Genomic DNA, 24,022 nt, shown 5'->3' on the forward strand with positions numbered 1-24,022 from the left:
CTCTCGTCAGGACTGCCAGTACGTCGCCGGCTTCAGGTCGCCGCTCAGGGTGGCCTTGGTGCGGTAGCGGCGCATACGGTCCAGGTCGACCTCGACGACGCCGACACCGGGTTCCTTGCCGAGGTCCACCATCCGTTCGTCGCCGTCGACGAAGTCGAAGCGTTCGGCTTCGAGGAACAGCGGATCGGCCAGGATCTGACTGCGCCCCATGTAGCCGAATCCGGCGTACAGGTTGGTGCCGATGCCGGAGGCGAACGCGACGATGCATTCGGCGTCCACCGCCCTGACCGGCAGGCGCATGTTCGCCACGTAGGCGAACATCTCCGGTACGAGTGCGGAGCACACGATGAGGTCGACTCCGCGGCGGCAGTACTCCCGCGCGACCTCCGGGAAGTTGATGTCGTAGCCCTGCATCAGTCCGATGCGCCCGAACTCGACGTCGAAGACCGGGTATTCCGATCCGCCGGAGAGGTAGCGGGCCTCCAGTTCGTGGCAGTGCACGCGCCGGTAGTGGCCGAGGATCGTTCCCTCGGGGCCGCACAGGACCGATGTGCTGTAGTACTTGCCGTCGTCGCCGCGCTCCAGCAGGCCGGCCACGAGGTGCACGCGGGCCTGCTTCGCCTGCTCGCACAGGAACTCGGTCTCCGGTCCCGGAATGGGCACCGACACGTCCGCCGCTTCGAGGATGTTGCCGGACGTGGAGAACGCCTCGGGCAGGCAGATCAGGTCCGCGCCCTGCTCGACGGCCTCGTGGATGTAGTGCTCGGCACGGCGCAGGTTCTGGGCCGGCTTGCCGAGTTTCGACTCCATCTGGACGACGGCGATCTTCGTCCCGGGCATCACGTGCTCACCGGTTCGAGGGGGCGTGAGGAGATCACCAGGCCGAGGTCCTCCTCGACCACCTGCCAGTCCGCGAGCCCGGCCTCCCGGAGCAGCTCGGCCGCCTCGTCCCTGGTGTAGGCGGCCTGCAACGAGCGCATGAACTCGTCGCCGCCCTCCTTCACGAACTGGAGGATGAAGGTGATGTGCCCTTCCTCGGCGTGCCGGTTCATGTCCTCGATGATCACGACGCCGTCGGGCTTGCAGATGCGGGCGCACTCCTTCAGCGTCTCGACCGGCCGACGCCAGCGGTGCAGCGAGGAGAAGGAGAAGACGATGTCGGCGGAGTCGTCCGGGAAGGGCAGCCGGTTCAGTTTGGCCATCTCGAACTCGACGTCGCCGGCGCTGTTCGCCCACACGGCGAGCGTCAGGTTGTCTTCGGCGACGTCCACGAGGTTCTGGTTCTCCTCGACCCCGGACACGGCCAGGTCCGGCAGTTTGCCGGCCACGTGGAGGGACAGCAGACCGGTGTTGAAGCCTACTTCGACGAGGTCGGTCATCCCGTCGCGGACGTGGGCCAGGATGCGGTCGCTCGGCCGCTTGTAGGCCATCAGCGCGGAGCGACGCATGCCGAGGTCGTAGAAGCGGACCTTGTCGATGTCGTCGTGCGGTGAGGGCTGCGGCACCCGGTCGGTCAGGTTCAGCAGTCGGGCCTCAGTGGTGGTCACAGCCGGCCTCCTCGTCCTTGGGGCGCGTGGTGAGCTGCAGGGGAATCGGCCGGCTGGAGATGAAGTTGGAGATGTCGGCTCCCAGGTGCTGCGGGTAGCGCCGGAACTCCGGCGAGTAGAACGCCTTGGAGATGTTGTCCAGGTAGTACCAGCCCTTCGGGCCGGTCACCTCGATGCCGTTCTCGTCGGCGGTGATGAGTTCCTTCTCGATCAGGTCGTCGATCTCGGCGCGGAACATCTCCATGAAGTCGACGCCGTGGATCCTGCGGAAACGCTCCCGGTTGACCCGTCCGGCCTTGACGCCGAGGACCATCGAGCGGCGGATCGCCTCCGACTTGGTGATGTGCTTGCCCATGGAGATCGGCAGCCGGCCCTCCATCACCGTCTGGATGTAGCGGCCGATGTCGGGTTCGTTGAAGTACCAGTGGTCGCGCAGGTGCCCGGTGGCGGTGGGACCGAGCGGGATGATGGGGATGTCCTCGCTCCACGACGTCTCACCGTACTTGGGCTGGTAGCCGGGCTTGGCGAAGCAGTCGCCGTAGTAGCCCAGGAAGCCGTTCCTGGAGAGCTTCTCGGCGGCGAACAGGAACATGTCGTCGACCACGGCCTTCTCCGGGACCGGCGGCAGTTTCCTGCGCTTGGTGGAGATCTGCGCGAACTCCATGTACGTGTAGAACGAGATGCAGGTGACGCCGAGTTCGATGGCGACGTCGAGGCTGTGCTCCCAGCTCTCCATCGTCTGGCCGTTGATGCCGTGCATCAGGTCGATGTTGATGTTCTCGAATCCGCACCGGCGCAGCAGCCGGATGCTCTCCTTGAGCATCTCCGGGTCGTTCGGGCGGCCGATGTTCTTCAGTTCCTCGGGCACGAAGGTCTGCACCCCGAGGCTGATGCGCCGTATGCCGCGTTCCAGCAGGACGGTGGCCTTGCGCTCGCTGATGTCGACCGGGGTGGTCTCGATGGAGAAGTCCGCGCCCTCCTCGACGTTGAGGCTGCTGTACATGTGGCCGAGCAGGTCGTCGAGCTGCGGGGCGGTGAGCGCGGTCGGGGTGCCGCCGCCGATGTAGCCGAGGGTGATGACGTGGTCCTGGATGTACGGTCGTTCGGCGTAGTTGGTGATCTCCGTCTTCAGCGCCTCCAGATAGGTGCGGGTCAGGTCCCGGTCGGTCTGGTGCTTGATGTACGGGCAGCTGAAGCAGAGCCGGTTGCAGAACGGGATGTGGACGTACACGCCCATGGGCTTGCGGGCGAACACCTCTTCCTCGTTCACCGGCACGTGCTTGGTCGGGTACTGGCGCACCCACTCGCTGTCGCGCTCCGGGTACTCCTTCCAGAACGGCATGCTCGTGGTCGTGGTGGTGATGCTCATGCGATGTCCTCCGGTTCGACTTGGTCGACGATGGAACGGACGACGTCCGCCAGAGTGGGCTGGAAGTAGGACGCGGAGCGCAGGGCGAGGCCGGCGGCGTGGGCCCGGGCGACGACCTCGGCCAGCGTGCCCTGGTGGTCGCCGTCGGACAGGTCGAGCCGCACGCCCTGGTCGACGGCGCGGACGGACCGGACCAGGCCGCCCGCCTGCACCTCCTGTCCGGCCCAGTCGTGCAGCCGCGCGAGGTGCTCGTCGGTGAAGGCCTCCAGGATCAGGCTGGAGCGCTCGCCCCACCGGGTGACGGCGTCGAGCGAGGCGTCCTGGATCTGGCGGCCCTGGTGGAGCACCACGACCGAGTCGGCCAGGGCGACCAGTTCGTCGCGGTGATGGCTGGCGAAGAGCACGCCGACGCCGTCCTTCTTCAGGCTCCCCAGCAGCTCCAGCAGCGTCTCGCGCGCCGTCGGGTCCAGGCCGGTGGTCGGCTCGTCGAGGATCAGCAGGTCGGGCCGGTGCGCGACAGCGCAGATGACGTGCAGCTTGCGCTGGCTGCCGCCGGAGAGACTGCGCACGTACTGGTGGCGGTACTGCTCCAGTTCGGCGAGGGCGATCAGCTCCTCGTACCGGCCGGGGTCGGCCCGTCGGAGTTTGAGCTGGTGCTTGACGTACGTCTCCACACTGACGCCGTCCGGGAGGTCCTTGGCCTGCTGGACGTACCCGATGTGACGGCCGACCTGCCCCCAGCGGCGGGGCGGGGTGCCGCAGATGCGCACCTCGCCGCCGGAGGGGCGCAGCAGTCCGGCGACGAGCCGGATCAGCGTGGTCTTGCCGGCGCCGTTGGTGCCGATGATGGCCACGCCCTCGCCGGCGTGCACGGAGAAGGTGAGGGAACGCAGGGCGAAGTCGGGGCTCACCCGGTGGTCGAGCCGGGAGACGGACAGGACCGGCGCTGCGGTGCTCGTGGTGTCAGCCATGGCCGATCCTCCTGCGGAAGGCCCAGGCGGCGATGGAGAGGGCCAGGAACGAGTAGGCCACCGCCAGCACCGACGCCCCGGTGGCGGAGACGTCCGGCGAGGTGGCGGCGCGGAAGACGTCGACGTGCACCGAGAGAGGGAGCCTGGCGAAGACGTCGCCGAGCTTCCCGAGGTTGTCGAGGGGGAAGAAGATCCCGGCGAAGTACATGAGCGGGATGACGATGATGTTCACGACCGCCGGGAAGGAGATCTCGTTGGTGTAGGTCGCGATGAGGATCCCGAGCCCGGCGAAGGCCGTGCACGCGGTGAAGAAGCCCAGCACGAGCAGTGGTACCGACTCGATCCGGGCGTCGAAGACCCCGACGCCGAGCAGGAGCACCAGCACGAACTGGAACAGGCACTTGAGCACCACGCCGATGATCCGGGCGAGCAGGAACCCCGAGTAGGACAGGGGCGAGAGGATGAGGTCCTCGATGGTGCGGCGGTTGCGGTCGATGATGACCGTGTAGCCGACGGTGTAGGTGCAGCTGAACATGATGCCGGCGCCGATGATGCCGGGGAAGACGAAGCCGAAGTAGTTGGCGGCCGTCGGTGCCGGGCTCACCATCTGGTCGGTCGCCGCTCCGAAGGCCAGCACCATCGACACCGACGTCAGCAGCGTCGACACCGCGAACAGGCGGTTGTCGAAGAACTGCCGCATGTCCATGACGACGAGGCCGAGGACGTCGCCGAGCCACCCGGACTCCTGCCGCATACGCGTTGCCCTCATCAGGCGCGCCCTCCGTGGATCGTGGTCCAGGTCGAGCGCAGGTCGTCGTGGAACGGCAGCCCGGCGCGGACCTTGCGCCGCTGCCGCCAGTGCACGTCCGCGTCGATCACCGTCTCCTGGCTGCCCGGGGCGGCCTCGGCGAGGACGTCCGCGTCCTGGTCCTCCCGGGCGTCCTGCACCAGACCGTCCACGATCATGCTGCGGCCGACGTAGGTCATGTTCGCGAAGCGGTTCTCCCCCACTCCGCTGGCGAACACCAGGGCGCACTCGTTGTCGGCGGCCCGGGCGCGGCACACGGAGCGCAGCGGGTGCGAGAACGGCCCGAAGAGGTTCGCCACGCAGACGACGAGGTCGGCGTCCTGGGCCAGGTACTGCCGACTCGCCTCGGGGAAGCGCAGGTCGTAGCTCACCTGGAGGCCGATCCGTCCGACCGGTGTGTCGATCACCTCGCCGGGTGAGCCGGTGGAGATGTACTCGGACTCGCCCGCCCACACGCAGGCGCGGTGGTACCAGCCGAGCGGGTCGCCGCCGGGGCCGACGAGCACGGCGGCGTCGTAGAGGTCCCGCCCGCTCGACAGCAGCACGCCCGCGGCGATGTGCATGCCGAGGGTGCGGGCCTGCTCGGCGAGGAACTCCACGACCGGGCCGTCCTCGGCGGTCGCGTCGGTGCGCAGCGTGGGGAAGTTCAGGCCGGTGGCGAAGGTGGCCGGCAGGCACGCCAGGTCTGCCTCGCGTTCCCGCGCGGTGGACAGCAGTTTGGCGGCTCGCGCTAGGTTCTCGTCCCGCTGTCCGGGCTCGATCCGCATCTGCAGGGCGGCGAGCCGGGTCCGGGCGCCACGGAAGAGGCTCATCGCGGCGCCACCTCGGCCGCGACTTCCTTGCACGCCCGCTCCAGCACCGGAAGGAACGCGTCCACCATCTCGGGGGTCACGTGCCGGGTGACGACCAGCCGCAGGGTTTCACCGAAGCGCTTCGAGGTGGAGACGATCCAGCCCTTGGACTCCAGCAGCTGCGAGATCCGGACCGCGTGGGGCATCCTGACCACCACGATGTTCAGCTGCGGTTCGGCGAACAACTCGTGCCCGGCCGCGCGCAACCCGCCTACCAGGTACTGCGTGACCTCGTAGTTGGTCCGGGTGAGGTCGCGGAAGCCGTCCCGCCCGAGGTGCTCCAGCACCGCGTAGGTCGACACCGCGGCGGCGCCCGGCCGGGTGCCGAGCAGGGTGTTGTGCACCGGCGTGTCGATGAAGAACGAGTCGACTGCGAAGCGCCCGGCGTCCTGGGCGCCCCGGAACAGGATCGCCCCGGCCGGGACGTTGGCCAGTCCGTACTTGTGCGGGTCGATGGTGATCGAGTCGACGCCGTCGACGCTGAAGTCGAACTGGGGCAGGTCGTGGCCGAGTTCCCGGGCGAACGGGATGATGAAGCCGCCGGTGGCCGCGTCGACGTGCAGGTGCACGTCCCGTCCCGCCACCACCGGGCCGATCTCGTCGACCGCGTCGACCACACCGAACTCGCTGCTGCCCGCGGTCGCGACGACGGCCACGGTGTGTTCGCCGATGCGCCGGGCCACCTCGCCGGCCGGCAACCGCAGGGAGTCGTCGACCGGCACGACGACCGGGGTCAGACCCAGCAGGCCGAAGATCTTGGTGAAGGAGAAGTGCACGGTGCTGCTGACGACGACTTCGGGACGGTCGGTCAGACGTCCCCGGGCGCGCGCCGACTCGCGGGCCACGAGCAGCGCGATCAGGTTCGCCTCGGTTCCTCCGGACACCAGGCTCCCCGACCCGCCGGGGTTGCCCATCAGATCGAGCAGCAGCCGGACGACCCTGCGCTCGATCCGCTTGGTGCCGCGGAAGATGCGTACGTCGCCGAGGTTGGTGTGCGCCGCGGCGGACGCCATCTCCACTCCCAGCGGATGGGGTTCGGTGCAGATGGAATTGAGCACCCGGTTCCACGGCACGTCGTCTGCCAGCTCCGTCGCGATCCGTCGTCGGACGTCGGAGGCGGGAGCGCCGGAGGTACGCATGTCAACTCACCTGCGCCGTCAGGTCCGTGTACAGCTCCGTCCGGCGCGCCCACAGCCCGAACCAGAGGGTCTGCTGGAAGCGCAGGTCGGGTTCGCGCAGATGCCGGATCCTCGCCACGTCCCAGGGCGCTTCGATGACGCCCTCGTCGGTGCCGGCCTCGGCGAGGAACCCCTCGGGCGCCGCCACGGCGCTGCCTCCACCGCAGCGTTCGTTCAGCGAACCGGCGAACGCGACGGCGACGGTGTTGAGGGTCGCGATGCCCCACACCGCGGCGCGCTGCGCCGCCTGCTGCGTGCCGTCGAGGGACCCGGCCACCAGCAGCAGTTCCGCACCCGTCAGGCATTCGATGCGCGGCGGCTCGACCAGCCAGAAGTCGGGGCCGAGGAGCACGCCGACGTGGCCGAACGGCGTCTCGACGACCGGGAAGTCGTCGCCGGTGCCGGTCGTCCCGTCGGGCAGGACGGGCCGCTCCACCCGGGCGCACTCCGAGCCGCGTGGGTCGAGCAGCCTGGCCACCTGCATCAGCCCGCCGCCCGGCCGTTCCTCCGCCCACGAGCCGGTGAGCACGTAGGTACCGCGGGTCCGTGCCAGTGCCGTCAGGCGGTCCAGGCACCGCTCACGCAACGGCCGGTGCAGTGCCGGGCCGGCGTCGCCGGTGGTGAACGCGTTCTCGGGGAGGACGACGAACGATGCCTCGTCGGTCACCCGGCTGTCGAGATCGTCGAGTATGGCGTCGGCGGTCGCCTCGGGGGTGGCCCGGCGGGCGTGTTGGGCTACGAAGATGGTCACGGACGAGTCCCCTCATGTGCACTGGTCGCGCCGGCGGGCCGGCCCCGGTCCGGGCCGCCCCCGGTCAGGCTCGCCCGCAGTTCGGCCGCGAGATCCCGGTCCGCTCCGGCGTACGGGGTGAGCAGCGCCCGGTAGGCGGCGGGGCGGCGGAGTTGCTGCCAGCGGCGGCCGTCGCCGTGCGCGGGCTCGTCGAGGTCGACGACGAGGGTCTCCGGCTCGTCGCTGCCGGCCTGCGTGATCACGCCCTGCGGGCCGGCGACCAGGCTGGTACCGGCGAAGTGGATCTCCACGAGCCGGTCCCCGCGCTTGCCGCGGACGACGCCGACCGAACTCGCGTAGACGATGTTGACGTCGTTCAGGTATGCCGCGGTGCGCAGGGCGTTCACCATCAGCGGCTGGTTCTGCTCCAGCGTTCCGCCCGGCACGAAGATGGTGCGCGCGCCGGCCAGCGCCAGCAGGCGGACCACCTCGGGGATCCAGAAGTCCGAACACACGGCGATGCCGATCTGCCCGAACTCGGTCGACAGGACACCGAGCGAGTCGGACTGGCGGCACACCACCATCTCGTTGCCGAAGGCGTGTGCCTTGACGGCGCGCCCGGTGATGACGCCCTGCCGGCCGATCAGCAGGGACGTGTTCCGGTACATGCCGTCCTGCAGGTCCTCGACGAGCGAACCCAGCAGGATGTGCGTGCTGAGCTTGCGGGCCAGGGACTGGAAGCCGTCGACGATCGGCCCGGGGATCGGAGTGTCGGTCCGCCCTTTCAGGCCGTCCTGCCCCGGCATGTACCACGGCGGGCCGAGCAGGAACTCGGGAAAGCACACCAGGTCGATGTCGCCGGCGCCGCAGACGTCCTCGATCGCCTGGTAGGCGTTGCGCAGGCCGTCTTCGTGATCGTCGACCCACTGGGTCTGTACTACCGCTACCCTCATGCGTCTTGTCTCCTCGAGATGCCACCGGTGGATCGGCCGCGGCGGCTGCGTGCCCCGGCCGGGTGCGGGTCATGACGTGGCGGTACTCCAGTCGTGCACGCCGACGACCGTGACCTCGGCCTCGACCCCGAGCGCCTCGCCGATGCCGCTGCGGATCGCGCGCCGCATCGCGCCCTCGTCGACCGCTTGAGGTCCGGCCAGGGCGCAGGTCACGTGGAAGGTGCCGTCCCGGACGGCGCAGGCGAAGTGCGGGGCGAGCCTCCTGTGGCCGAACACGACTCGCTCCACGTCCAGCGTCGAGACCAGTCCGTCCGGTCCGCGTACCGCCGACGCCGCGGTGCCGAGCGGCACCAGGACCCGGCTGGCGGACCCGCAGTCACAGCGGCGGTCGGCCGGCCACAGCTCGACCAGTTCGCCGGTCGGTGAGCCGTCCAGGAGCAGCTCGCCGCGCGAGGCCCCGCGGACTTCCGCCCGCAGCCGGTGGTCGCACAGGTGCAGTGCGCCGTGGTCGCAGGCGACGGCGACCGTCGGTGTCGACGGCGTCCCGTACACGGCGGAGGTCTTCGCCGCCCAGGCGGCGCCGATGCGGTCGAGGCGCTCGGTGGAGCAGGCCTCCCCCACGCAGACGAGCGTCCGGACGGTCGAGTCCTCCGGTCGCCGTCCGAGTGAGGAAGCCAGGCTCGCCAGCTCCGCGGCGAAGCTCGGCGGGCACACCAGGGCCGTCACTTCGTACTGCTCGATCAGTCCGAGCAGCCGCTGCATCGGGCAGATGGTCCCGCTCGTCCCGACGCTGATCACCGAGGCGCCGACCATCTCGATCACACGGTCCACCTCGGCGCCGGTGAAGGACAGTTCGTACGGCACGGCCGAGACCACGACGTCGTCCTCGGTCAGCAGCCGGCCCAGGGCCAGCGCCAGGTCGATCTGGTTCAGGATCCACTCGTCGCGGGTCAGCACGATCGGCTGCGAGCCGCCCGAGGGGTCGGCCCGTTCGCCGTAGCGGGCGCGGACCGTGCCGCTGCCGTCCGCCCCGGCACGGGGGCCGCGGGTGAGCAGTTGCAGGAACTGCTCGTAGTGCGTCGCGATGGACGTGGTCGTCGTCACCTGGCCTCCGCTTCCCGGGCGAACCGGCGCCACCCGTAGTCGTCGAGAGCGCTGTCGCCCCGTTCGGCGCGGAGCAGGGGACGGCGGTCGGTGCCGGCCTCCATGTCGATGCTGACGACCGTCGCCAGGACGAACTCGTGGTCGCCGATCCGGTAGGTCGACTTCAGGCTGCAGTCGAGGGTGCCGACGGCGCCGGACAGCCGCGGGCAGCCGTTGCTGGAGGGCGTCCAGGCGAGCGCGTCGAAGCGGCTGTCCGGCCTGCCCTGTGAGAAGGCGTCGGACACGTCGTGCTGGTCCTCGCCGAGGATGTTGACGCAGAACCGGCCGGTGTCCGCGATGGCGTTCCAGCTGGTGCTGCCCGAGCGCACCAGGAAGCCGATGAGGGCGAGTTCGTCGGAGACGACGGTGAGCGAGCCGATCACCAGTCCGTACGGTGTCGGACCGTTCCGCTCGGACTGTCGTGCGGTGCCGGCGACCACGGTGACGGCCCGCGGCAGGAGCTCGCCGATGACCCCGAGGTCCGGCGCCGCACCCGGCCTCCGGCCCTCCACCGGGGCGGTCGGCGGGACGGCAGCGGGTTCGTCGCGCAGGCGGCGTAAGAACCGGCCGGTGACGCTCTCCGCGTTGTCCGCGAGTTCCTCCGGCGTCCCGCTGTGTACCACCCGGCCGCCCTCGCGGCCCGCCCCGGGCCCCAGGTCTATCACCCAGTCGGCGATGGCGATCACCTTCACGTCGTGCTCGATGACCACGATGGTGTTGCCCGTGGAGATCAACCGCTCGAACAGGGCCAGAAGGTGCCGGATGTCCGCCGTGTGCAGGCCGCGCGTCGGCTCGTCGAAGATGAACAGTGTGCGGTTGCGGCGCTGCTTGAGCAGTTCGCCGGCCAGGTTGAGCCGCTGCGCCTCGCCACCGGAGAGCGTGGTCGTCGAGCAGCCGAGTTGCAGGTAGCCGAGGCCGAACTCACTGAGCACGCCGAGTGCCTGGACGACCTTGGGACTGCTCGTGGCGTCGAACCATTCGAGGGCGTCCTCGACGGTCATCGACAGCACGTCGTGGATGTTCTTGTCGCCCAGCCGCACTTCGAGGACGTGCTCCTGGAACCGGCGGCCCTCGCACTCGGGGCAGACGATGAACTCGCTCTTGAAGAGGGTCATCTCGATCTCGGCCAGCCCGAGCCCCTTGCAGGACTCGCAGCGGCCGCCGGCGACGTTCGGGCTGAACTCGCCGCGGCCCAGGCCGCGCTCGACCGCGTCGGCGCCGGCGGCGAAGGCGTCGCGGATGTGGTCGCTGATGCCGATGTAGGTGACGAGCGTGCTGCGGCTGGAGCGGCCGATCGGGCGCTGCTCGACGTAGATGACGTCGTCCAGGGCCTCGGCTCCCCGAATCCCGGTGTTCTCGGCCGTCACGCCCGTCGACCGCTGGGCGACGACCCGGGAGACCGCCGCGTGGATGCCGGCCACCAGGGAGCTCTTGCCCGCGCCGGACACGCCGGAGACGCAGGTCAGTGCGCCGAGCGGGAACTTCGCTGCCTGGTCGACCACGTTGTTGCGCGTGATGCCGCGCACCTCGACCCAGGGTGCGTCGGCCAGGCCGGTCCTGGTACGCGACGGCCCGTCCGAGGCCATCGCGATCGCCGTGGGCGAGTCGCCGGAGGTCAGCAGGTCGGCGAACCGGCCCTCGAAGACGACCTCGCCGCCGCGGGATCCGGCCCCGGGCCCCAGCTCGACGATCCAGTCGGCGGCGCGGATCACCGACTCGTCGTGCTCGATGACGATGACCGTGTTGCCGAGGTCGCGCAGCCGTCGCAGGGAGGTGAGGATCTTCCCGGTGTCGGCCTCGTGCAGACCGGCGGTCGGTTCGTCGAGGACGTACATGACCCCGGTCAGGTCACTGGCCAGGTGCTGCGCCAGCAGCAGCCGCTGCAACTCGCCACCGGAGAGGGTGGTGACCGGCCGCTGCAACTGGAGGTGTCCGAGGCCGACGTCCTCGATGTTCGCGCTCTGTTTGACGATCGCGGAGGCGAGTTCGCGGACCTGTGCCGGCACGTCGCCGGACGCGAGCCCGTCGCCCAGCCGCGTGATCGAACGCGACAGCTCGTCGCCCTGGAAGTCGTGGAAGGTGTGCCCGGCCACCGTCGCCTTGAGCGACTCTGGGCGCAGCCGCCCTCCGTTGCAGGCGGGGCAGACTTCCCGCCCGAGGTAGTTGGTGAAGGCGTTCTTGCGGGCGGCCGACGACGCGTTGCGGTAGGCGCGTTCCAGGAAGCCCAGGATGCCCTCGAAGCGGAAGTCGTTGGTGACCTTGCGGATCTTGAGCGTGTAGATCGTGTCCGAGCCGTGCAGCACCCGCTCGGTCTGCTCCGGGCTCAGCTTCTCGAACGGCAGGCCGAGGTCCAGGCCGATGTCCGCGGCCATCGCCTCGAAGGCCTTGCGCACGTTGGGAACGGCGAACGTGCCGGGGTCGGCCCCGTCCCAGATCTCGGTGAGTGTCTTCGACCGGTCCGGGATGATCTTCTCCAGGGCGAAGCCGACGAGTTCGCCGATGCCGTCGCACTGGAGGCACTTGCCTTCCTTGCGGTTCGGGCTGAAGTGCTTCGCGGAGTGCGGCTCGGCGAAGCAGCCGCAGTCGTCGCAGAACAGGTCCGGGCCGGTCGGGCCGAGACAGGCCGGGCAGACCGGCCGCGACCCTGCGCCGAACAGCAGGCGGTACAGCCCGTCGAGGCCGGTGAGTGTCCCCACGGTCGAGCGGGGGTTGGAGTAGCCGCCGTCACGCTGACGCAGGGCCACCGGGGGCTGCGTCCCCGCGATCCGGTCGAACTGGTAGTCCCCGTCGCCCATGTCGAGGGACTTGCTGGACAGGGCCCCCAGGTAGAGCGTCTTCGAGTGTTCGAAGAGGGTGTCGATGACGAGGGACGACTTGCCCGACCCGGAGACGCCGGCGGCGACGACCAGCTTTCCCTTCGGAAAGGACACGTCGACCGACTTGAGGTTGTGGGTCGTGACTCCCTCTAGCCGGATGCTGTCGAGACTCATGTGGTGTCGTTCCGCCCTTCGGCCAGGTTGCGGGCCTGGGTTTCGCAGCGCTGCAGGTCGGGGTAGCGGGCGTGGAGCATCGAGCGGACCCGGGCGGGATCACCGCGGTTCCACGTCTCGTAGAGCTCCTGGCGCATCCCGAAACGGTCGACGGCCAGATCGGCGGCGAGGCGGAAGATCCGGGACTTCTCCTCGGCGCCCATCTCGCGCCCGCACATGTAGGTGTCCAGCACGGCGCGCAGCTCGGACGTGCCCAGGTCGGCGTCCGAGGGCTGCATGATCAGACCGGACGCACCGATCTGCCGGATGATCTCCGAGCCCCGCGTCGAGAAGCGGCCGGCGACCGCGTCGAGCGCGCCCGTCGAGCCGGGGGCGAGCAGCCCCGAGGGAGTGGGCCGGCACTCGGCGTCGATCGCGGCCAGGCCGAGCCGGACGATCTCGACGTACGAGGTGAGCTCGCCGAGGAGGTCCGTGACCTGCCGGAACTTGTCGACGCCGATCGCCTGGGCCAGCAGTGACGCGACCCCGAGCATGGTGCGCAGCCGGTGGTAGTAGCGCACTTGGCCGGTGTAGAGCGACCACTTGTTCAGCTCGCCGAACCCGCGGACGGCCGCCTGGGAGTCGTCGAGCAGGAAGACCCGGTTCATCGGGATGAACACGTCGTCGAACACCAGCATGGCGTCCTGCTCGTCGTAGCGCGCCGAGAGGCCGCCGGAGCCGTCGGCGTACGACCTGCGGCACAGGACGCGCAGGCCCGGCGTCGCCAGCGGAGCGGCGAACCAGCAGACGTAGCTGGGGTCTTCGCGCAGGTAGTTCGCGGGCGAGAGGTAGATGAGCACCTCGTGGGCGTACGGCGCCAGGGTCGCGATCTGCTTGGCTCCCCGCACGACGATGCCGTCGGCGCCGCGCCGCACCACTCTCAGCCCCAGTTCCGGTCGGTCGGCGGGGGTCGAGGAGCGGTCGATCTGCGGGTCGCCCAGGCCGTGGGTCAGTGTGAGGTCCCTCTCGCGGCAGTAGTGGTAGTAGTTCTCCGCGTTGGACCCGAACTCGGGGTTCACCTCGGCCAGTTCGTGCCGGTAGTCGTACAGCCCGACCACGACGTTCGACATGAAGTCGGGTATCCGGGAGAGCTGGCCGTAGGAGGCCTCCGCCCACCGGTGGGAGTTGGCCCACTTGCGGCTGAGGCCGTCCCGGTCGGCCGGCGCCAGGTACGACAGGCTGACGAGGTTGCCGGAGGTGTCCGACCGGTGGAGCATCTCGTCCGCGCGGCCGGGCAGGTGCTGGGCGTCGTGGAGGCCGGCCAGCGTGGACAGCATGGGCCGGAAGCCCGGGTCGCCGGTCACGTCGACCCGGCGTCCGTCGCACCAGACCTCTCGCTCGTCCTTGAGGCTGGCGATGTACTCGTTCCCTCGCCAGGCTCCGCCGGAGGAGCCCGGCAGCAGGGTGATTTCGTCGGTGGGCATGACGCTGTCAGAGGCTGTGGATCCTGTGGTGGTCACCGTCCGCGCTCCTACGGGTTCCGCTCGGCCGCACCGGACCGGAACGGCTGGTAGCCCTGCTCCTGCACCTGGGGGAAGTACTCACGTGTCGCCTCGCCCACGACCCGCATCAGCTCGGAGTCGAGGGAGCTGGGATCGGTGATGAGCTTGGCCAGCGGCGAGTCGGGCACGGCGTTCGCCAGGGTCGTCCGGCGTGCCCGGTGGATCGCGGCCAGGGAGTGCTGGGCGTTGGCCGCGTCCCGCATCTTGTAGACCGCCTGGGGCCCGTCCGGAATGCCGATCATGGATTTGGTGCCGCCGCTGCCCAGGCAGTTGCGGGGCATGTGCAGATGCTCGTGCCGCCACTGCTGGTGGGCGGAGTGCAGTTTGAAGGCCTGGTCGACCACGGTGTGCCGCAGCCATGCCTCCGGGTCGTCGTGGCGGCGTGCGTCGATGTCCCGGAGGGTCTCCTCCAGCGAGGACTCGGCGAGCGAATGCAGCCAGGCTTCCAGGTCGTTCCACATGTGCTTGAACAGGTCCCGGAACATGTGCTGTTTGATCGACAGCGAGTGCGTGCCGCTCGCGGGCCCCAGGTTGGTGCGGAATCCGTGGTACTCCCCGGTCGCCAGGTGTTCGGCCATCACCCGCTGCGCCTCGACCACCGGGTCGAGCAGTTCCCGGCAGGCCGTCAGGTGCTGCGCCGCGCGGCTCAGAGCCGATGCCCGGATCGCCCGGATCGCGACCTCCAGGTGGTCGTTCGCCTCGGCGCAGAGAATCTCCGGGACCTGGTGCAGGGCGACGAATTCGCCGTGCAGCGTGTCCGCGTTCAGCTCGGTCGCGGCGACCGCTCGCGCCAGCGTCTCGGCGGAGATCAGCTCGTCGGTGCTCCGGCTCACCCCGATGGGTACGGCCGTGAGGTCGCTCTCCCACTTGGTCGCGTCGTGGCAGCCGGTCCGGATGCCGTGCAGCACGCGGTACAGCGAGTCGTCGATGCTCTTGGTGGCGATGGTGGCGCGGGTCAGCTCGGGCGCACCGGTCAGCAGCGACCCCTTGGCGACGTCCTCCAGCCCCCGGAGCGCCTCGACGTAGGCCGCGTAGCCCGCGGATTCCGAGATGCTCACGGCCGTGGCCCCGTCGGACACGCCGGCCCCGAAGACGCTGCGGGCGCCGAACGTCACGGTGCCGAGCCTGCGCAGCAGCCGGTGGAATCCGACGGCCCACTGGACGTAGCGGGAGGCGGCCGGGATGTCGTCGGCCAGCAGGCAGGTTTGGGTCCTGCGGGCGAGCCGGGCCAGGTTGAGCAGGCACACCTCCGACGCCTGGAGGACGGCGCACACCGTCGAGTCGTAGGTGCCCTCGGGCACCCCCCGTGCGGCCCGCGCCTCGCCGAGCAGGTCGATGCGGTGCAGCTGGTCGTAGCTCTCGGCGACCGGTCCCAGGTCGGTCATCTGCCGCCGGCCGGCGCACATGTCGGCTTTTACTGGATCGTCCAGACTTGACATTGCGCCATCACTCCCCGCTGGGTGCCGCTGAGTACCGGATGGATTCGGTGGGGCAGGATTCGAATGCGTCGAGGACCCGTTCGAGTTCGTCGGGTGTCCCGGGCTGTTTGCACACGTAGTGGACGTCGTTGTCGAGGTCGGCGTCGAAGTTGTCGGGCGCCAGGTCGTTGCAGAGCTTGCAGTCGATGCACGTGTCGTCGATCTCGAAGCGTCCGTCGATCGGAATGCGCGTGGGAAGCGGCAGTTCAACCCTCACCGGCAGCCCCTCCTCCCCCGTAGGCACTGAAGTTGCGCATCGTCGGTTTGGCCGAGGTTCGCAGCGCCGTCTCGAACCGGTCGGTGTCCAGCGGGCCGAATCGGGTGGACACTCCGAGACGGTCACGGACACCGGCCGCGATCGAGGCCCGGGTCGCCTCGTCGGTGCTCGACTGCGGCAGGGCGATCTCCAGGACGTCCCCGTCGATGTCGAAGGCGAAGTAGTACGGCGCGGTGGTCATGGCGCCCAGGACGATGTCCTCGATCTCCAGCTGGGAGGTCCCTCGGTCACCGACCGGGATCCGGTCGCCGAACCGGCCACGGTGGCGCAGCCGGCGCAACGGGGAGCCGCATGCGCACGGCGCCGCCTCGATCTGGCACACGTCCCCGGTCCGGTACCGCAGGAGCGGCATGGCCCGGCTCGCGAGCGTCGTCACGGCCAGCTCACCGACGGAGCCGTCCGGCAGCCGCTCCCCGGATTGCGGATCCACCACCTCGAAGAACGTCCGTGACTCGACCAGGTGCAGTTCCCGCTCCCGGCAGAACATGGCCAGCGTGTTGGTCTCGGTCATGCCGAACATCGAGTACGCGACGGCGCCCCACTGATCGGCCAGGCGCCGCTTCTTGGCCGGCGACGCGCCCTCCCCCGCCATGAGGATCTTCGAGACGTTGAGGTCGCTCCGCGGGTCGATGCCGCGGCGGCGGGCGATCTCCCCGAGGAACAGGGCGCGCGTGCCGGAGCACACCAGGGTGGTCGCGCCCGAACGCAGCAGGGCGTCGACCATCCGGTCCGGGGTGCAGGACGGTGAGGCCGCGCCGAGCGGCACGATGGTGCATCCGAGGATCTCGATGGCACGGTCGAGGTCCTGGCCCACCCCGGCCAGTTCGTAGGGGACGGCGATGGCCGCGACGTCCCGCCGGTCCAGCACGGTGGCCAGCAGCCCGGCGACGGTGAGGTTGTTCTCCAGCCAGTCCGCCATCGTGAAGAACGCGGCGATCGGGCGCCCGTTGCCGGTTCCGGAGCTTTCGTCGAACCGGATCACCTCCCGCCGCGGCACGGCGAGCATGCCGAGCGGGTAGGCGGCAGAGAGATGCTCTCGTGTGGTGAAGGGGATGGCCTCGAAGGCGTGCGGACGGCCCTGCGCGACCGCTCGGGCGGCCTCGGCCGGGACGAAGCCAGTGTAGAACGGCGAGTTGCGGCAGGCGTGCTCCACGGTCGCGGCGAGCGCATCCCCGGCCCATGCGTCGAGCGCTGTGCGGTCCAGTGACGTGACCGCGGCGACCTTGCGCGCGATGTCGAGGCGGGAGACGAGGGTGTCGCGCAGCCTGCTGCGCGGATCGTGCCCGGCAGGCCGGGCGAGCGTGGTCATCGGGACGCCTCCTCCAGCCGGGTCATCGCCGTGCGCTCCTCGTCCGCGAGGGCGCCGACGATCGACGCGGCCTCGTCGAGTGATCGCCGGGCGCCCGTCTCGTCGGCCTCGCGCAGCAGGTTCGCCACGTCCGTCCAGCGCTTGGCGATGCGCCGGTACTCGACGGCCAGTGCGTCGTAGGCCTCGATGCCGGTCAGCTCGTGCGCCTCTTCCAGGAACTGCGCCCACAGCGTCCGGAAGAGCCCGCCGCCCGTTCCGCCTTCCTCCATGCTGGTGCCGACGATGCTCATCGCCTCGACGGGGCGGTCGAGCCGGTCGTGCCATCCGCGCATGAGCGAGCCGGCCTTCGCGATGCCCTTGAACCCCATGTTGGTGATCGGCGGGCTCAGGAACTCCTGTGCGGTGGCCAGGATCGAGGTCTGGCAGGCCTTCGCGAGGATCGACTCGTCGTACCCGCCCGGGTTCACCCGGACCGACAGGTTGCGCGAGGACATGGGCCCCTTGGCGGCCCGGGCCCGGGCCATGCTCTCCCGCGATGCCGACTGGACACCGAGCGACCGGGTCTCGACCACGACGAACCTGTCGTCCTCGTATCCGATGCAGGCGACGTAGTGCGCGGCGAAGTGGTGGTTCTCCCGCGCGTAGTCGAGGTGGTAGCGGTCGAGCTTGAGCCCCACGACCTCGCCTTCGTCGAGGGCCTTGATCAGCGTGGCCTCGGCCTTTGCCGGTGAGGACGTCTCCTGCACCCCCAACTGGAGGGAGAGCGCGTCCGCCACGTTGCGCATCAGGTGGTCCGGCTTGACCCGGCCGGCGAGGAACGGGTTCGGCATCTGCTTCGAGTGCCAGTACAGGAACGACAGTCCCTGCCCCAGCCCGAAGATCAGCGGCTCGCTCAGCTCGATGTCGTGGTTGCGGAGCATGTTGAGCAGCGCGGTGGATTCGCAGTGGTCACCGGAGTACGGCGAGATGTCAATGACCGCCATCGCCGTGCCCCGTTCCGCCGCGCAGGGCCTCGTGGACGATCTCCAGCACGGAGCCGCTGTCGTTGTTGCGCAGGTGCCCGTAGGTGTGGCCGAGTTCGTCCGCCTCGGTGAACGCGATGTTCTCCAGGTGGTCGACGTCCCGGTCGAGGACGTCCAGGAGGTAGCGGACGTCGGCGTCGGTGTGCACGTCGATGGCGACGTGCGACATGAGGCGTCCCCGCTCGTCGGCGGAGCGGTCCGCCCAGGGGCCGAACCGGCGGCACGCGAACATCTCGATGACGCGTCCGTCGGCGAGAGCGATCGAGTTCCACCATCCCGGCGTGCCGTACTGCCGGGGTGAGATGTAGGAGGGCCCCATCTCGACGGTGGTGATCCGGCCGGACGCCCGGAGGTCGTTCAGGTAGGCGTTCCAGCCGAACACCTGGTCGTCGCTGTCGTAGTCGCCCATGTAGACGCCGACGTGGTTGACCCCGGCGAACTTCTCGACGACGTGGTCGGGCGCGTATCCGCACCAGGCCGACAGGTACTGCCCGCAGTCCAGGTCCCGCCATGTGCTGGACGTCTGGAGGAGTTCTTCCCAGGAGCGGTCGAAGCCGGGGCGGTCGGGGAAGCGCCCGTCACGCGTGGCGGTGATGGCCGGTGAACTTCCCGCGAGTGCGTTCATGGCGTTTCCTTCCTGCCCGTGATGACGATCCCCATCTGCACTTCCGTCACGACGGCCGTGTCGAGCGCGGTGCCTCGCAGCAGCTCATAGATCTCGCTCTTGACGTACGAGGAGCGGATCGAGGTGCGAAAGCCGGGGCGCATGTCGGCCGCGATGTTCGCCTTCATGAACTGGAACGTCGTCCGGTCGACGTCCCGGCGCAGGTCGGAGACGCAGTAGCGGCCGCCGGGCCTGAGCACGCGATGCATCTCCGCGAGGGCGGTCGCCGGATCCGCCCATTCGTGCAGCGAGGACGCGCTGATGACGTGATCGAAGCGGTGGTCCTCGAACGGCAGGGCCAGCACGGTGCCGCATTCGTAGGCGCAGCGCTCGGCGACGCCGTATCCGGCGGCGTTGGCGCTCGCCCGCCGGAGCATCGCCGGTGAGATGTCGAGGCCGACGAGCCGGGCGGAGTCTTCGGCCTGGGTGATCCATTCCAGTCCCAGGTAGCCGGGGCCGCATCCCAGCTCCAGGACCTCCCCGGAGCGGATGTCCGCCGCCAGGATGTCGTCGATCTTCTCCTGGAGCCAGCCGTTGTCCCGGATGTGACGTTGCATCTCGTCGTACTTGAGGGCCAGTTCGTCGCCCTGCAGGCCCTCGTCGGTCTCCGGCACCCGGGCGGCGACGGTGCCGCGCGCGCTAGCCACGGTCCGGCTCCAGGCGCCGTATTCCCACTGCTACACCTCTCATCGTCGCGCTCCCCATGTGCACGTCGGAACGGTCGTTGGTCGTCAGGAGATTGACCGAGGATCTGAGCGACTCGTCGGTCGAGGACTCGCCCGGATACCACCAGCCGGCGTCCGCCATCACGACGTTCGGTGCGACGGAGTCGGAGATCTTGACCGTCATGCGCACCCCGCGCGCACCGGCCCGTGAGAAGAGGTCCACCTCTTCGCCTTCTGTCAGCCCCTCCCGCTGCGCGGTGTCCGGATGGACGGTCACCCGCGCCGTCGTCTGGCTGCGCGCGGTGGTGGGCAGTTGGTGGAACTCGGTGTTGTAGAACTGGCGCGGATGGGCGCTGGTCATCACGTACGGCAGGGCCGGGTCGGCCTCCGGTGGGCACCTGAAGACGGGGAACGGCTCGTAGCCCATGGCCCGCAGCCCGTTGTTCACCAGGTTCACGCGTCCGGACCGGGTGCTGAATCCGCCGTCGAGGTACTTGCGGTACCGCTTCTCGTTCCGGATGTAGCCGATCTTCGTGAACTGTTCCCAGGTGAGCTCGATGCCGGCCAGCTTGGCGTCGAGAGCGGCTTCCAGTGAGGGGAAGAAGTGCCGTTCCAGGCCGAGCCGGGCGGCGAGTTCGAGGATGATCTCCTCGTCGGAGCGGCAGCCGTCGACCGTGGCGATCTTCCGCCGGGCGGCGATGTAGGAGTTGAACTCGACGATCTGGTCACGCTCCAGCCAGCTGGAGGTCGGCAGGATCACGTCGGCGTACCGGGCTGTCGGCGTCATGAACAGGTCGCACACGACGAGCAGGTCCAGCTTGCCCATCGCTTCGCGGACCAGCTCGGTGTTCTCGTGCGAGGCCAGGATGTTGCTGCCGAAGACCACCAGCGAGGTGACCGGGTACGGCACCCCGGTCACGATGGCCTCGTGCAGGTCTCCCGGCGCGACCCAGCCGGACATCGAGAGGATCTTGTGCCTGCCGCCGCCGATCCGCTTCTTCGCCTGCTCCTCGGGCAGCAGATCCGGGCGGGGGAAGGCACGCCGGCCCTCGATCGGCATCGGTTCCCAGATCACGTCGCCGCCGGGAGCGTCGATGTTGCCGCAGATCGCGGCGAGGAGGGCGATCGCGCGGTGGGTGTCGAAGGAGTTCTCGTTCTGCGACAGACCGGTTCCGGCCTCGATGCACGCCCGTGAGGCGAGGGCGTAGGTGCGGGTCGCCTCGTGGATGAGCCCGGGTGTGAGTCCGGTGATCCGGGCGACCCGCTCGATGTCGTACGCCCGCACGTGCTCGGTGAGTTCGGCGAACCCACAGGTGTGGGCGGCGACGAAGTCGTGGTCGTACCAGCCCTCGTCGATGACGATCTTGATCATGCCGAGTGCCAGTGCGCAGTCGGTTCCGGGCTGGACCGCCAGGTGCAGAGCGGAGCGGGCCGCGGTCTGCGTCCGCCGCGGGTCGACGGTGATGACGCGGCTGCCCCGTTCCATGGCCCGCAGCAGCTTGACGCCGATCACGCCGTCCGAGTGCGTGCTGGGCTTGTTGCTGCCCCAGAGCAGGACGACCTCGGGATCACCGTCGTAGTCGCAGAACGTGAAGGCGCCGTACGTCATGATCGAGGCCATGACCCGCGGATAGAAGCACACGTGGGCCGGACCGACGACGTTCGGCGTCCCGATCGCGTTGGCGAGCCGGAACACCCACTCCTGGTAGTTGCGGTCGGTCCCCTGGCCGAGGGCTACGGACTCGGGCCCGTGCCGGGCGACGGTCGTGGCGAGTTCGCCGGCGATCCGGTCGAGGGCGGCTTCCCAGCCGACCGGTTCGAACGTCCCCGAGCCGCGCGGACCGGTCCGTACCAGCGGCGTCGTCAGCCGGTCCGGGCTGCGCAGCAGGTCGAGCGAGGCCTTGCCCTTGATGCAGAAGTAGCCCTCGCTCGTCGGGTTGTCCGGGTCTCCGTGGATGTCGGTGGGGACGCCGTCCACGAGCTCGACGACGGCGCCGCATCCGCCGTGGCACATACGGCAGATGGTCTTCAGCCGGGTGACGGTCAAGCCTGCTCACCCGCCCGCTTGGCGGCCGGTACGAGCAGCCCTTCGAAGACGGCCTGTTCGGCGTCGGCGATGGCGTCCAGCCGGGCCGCGACGGCTTCGAGCTGCTTTCGCCCGTCGTCCGCGCCGCGGTAGGCCATCAGCATGTCGATCGTCTGGTCCCACTGCTGCTGGACGTGGCCGAAGTCCTCGACGAACGGGTCGAGTTCGCGGTCGCCGTACAGTTGTCGTGCCTCGATCAGGAACGCGCGGTAGAGCTTCCGGAAGTTCGCTCCGCCGGTTCCCGCGAAGCGCCAGAAGCGGCCGACTCCTTGCACCACCTCGTCCGCGGGGGCGAGTGTGTCGCTCCATCCGGCGATCTCGGAAGCCGCCCGTCGCAGGGCGCCGATGCCGGATCGCGGTCCGCGTTCGCCGGTCATCCGTTCCGCAGTCAGCCGTATGGCGTTCCAGATCTGCTCGCGCAGCACCGCATCGGTGTCGGTGGTCAGCCGCGCCGGCAACTGCTCGACGTACAGGTGCAGATGGGGCGACGGCATGAACCCTTCGCTGGAGGCGCGGGCACGGCGCAGCGACTCGGTCGGCAGTGTCCGGGCGCCGCCCTGCTGATCGGTGTCGACCACGTGGGCGAGGGAGTCGTCGAGCCCGTACAGCGCGATGTAGTGCGACGCGAAGTGGCTCCGGGAGGAGAAGTAGTCGAGGTGGAAGATGTCGACGGACACTCCCACGACATGGCCCGCGTCGAGGAGTTCCATCGCCGCGGCAAATGCCGATTCCGGGTCGGGTGCCTGCGCTTCGCGCAGTTCCACCCCCAGGGCCGAGCAGGCGTTGCGGGACACCAGGGCGGGCTCGATCCGGCCGGTGAGCATCGGCACACCGCGTCCGGGGTCCGGAGCATCCCAGTACTGGAAGTCGATCCCCTGGCCGAGGCCGAACAGCATGGGTTCGGATATGCCGACGCCCGCGTGGTGGATCATGTTCCGAAGGGTGGTCGTCTCGCAGTGATCGCCGAGCTGGGGCTGAAATGTCGCCAAGCGCATGTGGCTTCCCAATCGCAAGGTGCAAGATGCCGTGAACGATGGTGCGGCTATGCGTCGAGCAGGACTTCGTCGTAACCCTGCAGGTCGAGGAAGCCGGCGCCACTGGCCAGGATCACGATGACCGGTTCGAGGTTCTGCGCGTCGGCCTTGGCCGCGACGTCCAGGGCCGCGGCGACCGCGTGGCCGGCCTCGGGGGCGAGCAACAGGCCCTCGGTCTGCAGCAGTAGCCGGCCTGCCTCCAGCGCTGTCCGCTGATCGAAGGCGACGGCGTCCAGGACGCCCTCCCGTCGCAGCAGGCTGACCAGGGCGGAGCTGTGGTGGTTGCGCAGGCCACCGACGTGGTTGGGCGGTGGGATGAAGCTCTCCCCCATCGTGTAGCCCAGCACCTCGGGCGTGAATCCGCCCAGGTCGGTGCGGCCGTACGCGTAGACGCCCTGGGTGAGCCGGGGCGCCGCCGTGGATTCCGCGGCCAGGAAGCGCAGGTCCGCTCCGTCGGCCTTGGCCCGCAGGTGGGGGCCGATGAGACCGCAGAGGTTGCTTCCGCCACCCGAGCACGCGATGAGGTGGTCGCCGCGCCCGTCGACGCCCAGGTCCTCACCATGGGTTTCCTTGAGTTGCTGCGCGATCTCCAGCCCGAGCAGCGTCTGATGGAGGTAGACGTGCGGCATTCCGCTGCCGGCGAGGTAGGCGGCGGAAGGATGGCCCAGGGCATGCTCGATCGCGTCGCTGATGGCGGTGCCGAGACTGCCGGGGTGGTCCGGGACTTCCCCGAGGATCTTCCGCCCGATCGCCGTGTGCGTCGAAGGCGACGGCCGGACTTCGGCTCCCAGCAGCTCCATGTAGTGACGCCGGTAGGGCTTCTGTTCGAGCGAGCACCTCACCATGAAGATCTCGGCCCGCAGGCCGAACATCTTCGCCGCCAGCGCGACACTCATGCCCCACTGGCCTGCTCCGGTCTCGGTGACGAGAGTGGTCCGCCCCTCCTCGGCCGCGTAGTACGCCTGGGCTATCGCGGTGTTCAGCTTGAAGCTGCCACTGGGAAGGACGTCTTCACGCTTGAGGTAGATCCTCGCGCCCGTGCCGAGATGCTTTTCGAGCCGGTGCGCCCGGTGCAGCGGTGTCGGCCGGCCACATTGCCGCAGCCACTGCACGACCGGTTCGGGTATCGCTATCCACTGCTCGTCCGGAGCGTTTTGCTCGATGAGAACGCGCGGCCGGACCTGCGCGGATATTTCCGCGGCGGTAGGGCTTCCGGAGTCCCTGACCTCGGGCATGGGGCCGGGCAGATCTCCCAGGAAGTTGTACCAATGGGTCGGCATTCCCAGCATTCCCGGTAATGACGCATCACCACGAATACCGGGTGGAGGCACGGGCGATTGCTCATGCCCAACATGGCTTGGGCTGTACGAAGTCACGTTCCCCCCGCTCCCCCGCTTCGAATTGTG

21 protein-coding genes are annotated in these 24,022 nt (G+C 69.4%); all 21 read right to left on the reverse strand.

Annotation, left to right across the window (positions count from 1 at the left end):
* Nucleotides 1–6: 6 nt before the first annotated feature.
* The 21 genes from A4E84_RS01125 to A4E84_RS01225 all read right to left on the reverse strand — a co-directional run bounded on the left by A4E84_RS01125 (nt 7) and on the right by A4E84_RS01225 (nt 23,896).
* A complete protein-coding gene (locus A4E84_RS01125; RefSeq protein WP_062924733.1) occupies nt 7–840 on the reverse strand; it encodes a carbon-nitrogen hydrolase family protein in 834 nt (277 codons plus the stop codon).
* Entirely contained in the window at nt 840–1,547 is a 708-nt protein-coding gene (locus A4E84_RS01130) for a class I SAM-dependent methyltransferase (RefSeq protein WP_062924734.1), read from the reverse strand. Before A4E84_RS01130 ends, A4E84_RS01125 begins: the two co-directional genes overlap by 1 nt.
* Entirely contained in the window at nt 1,534–2,916 is a 1,383-nt protein-coding gene (locus tag A4E84_RS01135; protein ID WP_062924735.1) for a coproporphyrinogen-III oxidase family protein, read from the reverse strand. The genes A4E84_RS01130 and A4E84_RS01135 overlap by 14 nt, the downstream gene beginning before the upstream one ends.
* Nucleotides 2,913–3,887 (reverse strand): ABC transporter ATP-binding protein, encoded by a 975-nt coding sequence (locus A4E84_RS01140; RefSeq protein ID WP_062924736.1) that lies wholly within the window; start codon nt 3,885–3,887, stop codon nt 2,913–2,915. The genes A4E84_RS01135 and A4E84_RS01140 overlap by 4 nt, the downstream gene beginning before the upstream one ends.
* Entirely contained in the window at nt 3,880–4,656 is a 777-nt protein-coding gene (locus tag A4E84_RS01145) for an ABC transporter permease (RefSeq protein ID WP_237304755.1), read from the reverse strand. Before A4E84_RS01145 ends, A4E84_RS01140 begins: the two co-directional genes overlap by 8 nt.
* On the reverse strand, nt 4,656–5,507 hold the full coding sequence (locus A4E84_RS01150) for a carbon-nitrogen hydrolase family protein (RefSeq protein ID WP_062924738.1): 852 nt from the start codon (nt 5,505–5,507) through the stop codon (nt 4,656–4,658). Before A4E84_RS01150 ends, A4E84_RS01145 begins: the two co-directional genes overlap by 1 nt.
* A complete protein-coding gene (gene mfnA, locus A4E84_RS01155) occupies nt 5,504–6,685 on the reverse strand; it encodes a tyrosine decarboxylase MfnA (RefSeq protein WP_062924739.1) in 1,182 nt (393 codons plus the stop codon). Before mfnA ends, A4E84_RS01150 begins: the two co-directional genes overlap by 4 nt.
* Nucleotide 6,686: 1 nt before the next feature.
* A complete protein-coding gene (locus tag A4E84_RS01160; protein WP_062924740.1) occupies nt 6,687–7,475 on the reverse strand; it encodes a carbon-nitrogen hydrolase family protein in 789 nt (262 codons plus the stop codon).
* Entirely contained in the window at nt 7,472–8,407 is a 936-nt protein-coding gene (locus A4E84_RS01165; RefSeq protein ID WP_062924741.1) for a carbon-nitrogen hydrolase family protein, read from the reverse strand. Before A4E84_RS01165 ends, A4E84_RS01160 begins: the two co-directional genes overlap by 4 nt.
* Before the next feature lie 69 nt (nt 8,408–8,476).
* Nucleotides 8,477–9,511, reverse strand: coding sequence for an AMP-binding protein (locus tag A4E84_RS01170; RefSeq protein ID WP_062924742.1), 1,035 nt, complete (start codon nt 9,509–9,511; stop codon nt 8,477–8,479).
* Complete coding sequence (locus A4E84_RS01175; RefSeq protein ID WP_062924743.1) at nt 9,508–12,540, reverse strand: flavin reductase; 3,033 nt, start codon at nt 12,538–12,540, stop codon at nt 9,508–9,510. The genes A4E84_RS01170 and A4E84_RS01175 overlap by 4 nt, the downstream gene beginning before the upstream one ends.
* Nucleotides 12,537–14,003, reverse strand: a complete 1,467-nt coding sequence (locus tag A4E84_RS01180) for a 4-hydroxyphenylacetate 3-hydroxylase N-terminal domain-containing protein (RefSeq protein ID WP_062924744.1) — start codon at nt 14,001–14,003, stop codon at nt 12,537–12,539. Before A4E84_RS01180 ends, A4E84_RS01175 begins: the two co-directional genes overlap by 4 nt.
* Nucleotides 14,004–14,050: 47 nt before the next feature.
* Nucleotides 14,051–15,520: a hypothetical protein gene (locus A4E84_RS01185; RefSeq protein ID WP_062924745.1), complete on the reverse strand. Its 1,470-nt coding sequence runs from the start codon at nt 15,518–15,520 to the stop codon at nt 14,051–14,053.
* A gap of 7 nt (nt 15,521–15,527) precedes the next feature.
* Nucleotides 15,528–15,776, reverse strand: a complete 249-nt coding sequence (locus A4E84_RS01190) for a ferredoxin (RefSeq protein ID WP_062924746.1) — start codon at nt 15,774–15,776, stop codon at nt 15,528–15,530.
* Nucleotides 15,766–17,145 carry a phenylacetate--CoA ligase family protein gene (locus A4E84_RS01195; protein WP_062924747.1) on the reverse strand — a complete coding sequence of 460 codons (1,380 nt, stop codon included), beginning with the start codon at nt 17,143–17,145 and terminating at the stop codon, nt 15,766–15,768. The genes A4E84_RS01190 and A4E84_RS01195 overlap by 11 nt, the downstream gene beginning before the upstream one ends.
* Entirely contained in the window at nt 17,142–18,128 is a 987-nt protein-coding gene (locus tag A4E84_RS01200; protein ID WP_062924748.1) for a BtrH N-terminal domain-containing protein, read from the reverse strand. Before A4E84_RS01200 ends, A4E84_RS01195 begins: the two co-directional genes overlap by 4 nt.
* A complete protein-coding gene (locus A4E84_RS01205) occupies nt 18,115–18,792 on the reverse strand; it encodes a hypothetical protein (RefSeq protein WP_062924749.1) in 678 nt (225 codons plus the stop codon). Before A4E84_RS01205 ends, A4E84_RS01200 begins: the two co-directional genes overlap by 14 nt.
* Complete coding sequence (locus tag A4E84_RS01210; RefSeq protein WP_062924750.1) at nt 18,789–19,478, reverse strand: class I SAM-dependent methyltransferase; 690 nt, start codon at nt 19,476–19,478, stop codon at nt 18,789–18,791. Before A4E84_RS01210 ends, A4E84_RS01205 begins: the two co-directional genes overlap by 4 nt.
* A complete protein-coding gene (locus tag A4E84_RS01215) occupies nt 19,471–21,543 on the reverse strand; it encodes a molybdopterin-containing oxidoreductase family protein (RefSeq protein WP_237304757.1) in 2,073 nt (690 codons plus the stop codon). The genes A4E84_RS01210 and A4E84_RS01215 overlap by 8 nt, the downstream gene beginning before the upstream one ends.
* Nucleotides 21,540–22,577, reverse strand: coding sequence for a BtrH N-terminal domain-containing protein (locus tag A4E84_RS01220; RefSeq protein WP_079128812.1), 1,038 nt, complete (start codon nt 22,575–22,577; stop codon nt 21,540–21,542). Before A4E84_RS01220 ends, A4E84_RS01215 begins: the two co-directional genes overlap by 4 nt.
* Before the next feature lie 47 nt (nt 22,578–22,624).
* Nucleotides 22,625–23,896, reverse strand: coding sequence for a TrpB-like pyridoxal phosphate-dependent enzyme (locus A4E84_RS01225; protein WP_062924752.1), 1,272 nt, complete (start codon nt 23,894–23,896; stop codon nt 22,625–22,627).
* Nucleotides 23,897–24,022: the final 126 nt, after the last annotated feature.

The sequence above is a fragment of the Streptomyces qaidamensis genome, assembly GCF_001611795.1.
GTDB lineage: Bacteria > Actinomycetota > Actinomycetes > Streptomycetales > Streptomycetaceae > Streptomyces > Streptomyces qaidamensis.